Here is a 264-nt window from a genome sequence, read left to right on the forward strand (position 1 = left end):
GACGATGGATTTCACCCAGCTCGTAGGCGGCGTCGGCGTTGGTGGGATCGAGCACGAGCTCCTGCTCGAGCTCCCTGGCCGCTTCTGCTCTCGCCGTCAGCGACTCCTTGGCTGCGCCGAGCTGCGCCGAGCGCGACAGGAGCACGCGGCCAAGGCGATAGTGGACGCCCGGCCGTTCGGGATCGAGAGCGAGCACGCGCCGATACGAGCGCATCGCCGCGTCGAGCTGTCCCAGGCTCTCATAGGCCTCACCCGCCGCCTGGT

General features: G+C 69.3%; 1 pseudogene (running past one end of the window). It reads right to left on the reverse strand.

The features are described 5' to 3' along the window. A pseudogene (locus GEV06_28290) lies at nucleotides 1-264 on the reverse strand (tetratricopeptide repeat protein) (it extends 185 nt beyond the left edge of the window).

Origin of the sequence: Luteitalea sp. (assembly GCA_009377605.1) — a bacterium.
In the GTDB taxonomy this organism is placed as follows: Bacteria; Acidobacteriota; Vicinamibacteria; order Vicinamibacterales; family Vicinamibacteraceae; genus WHTT01.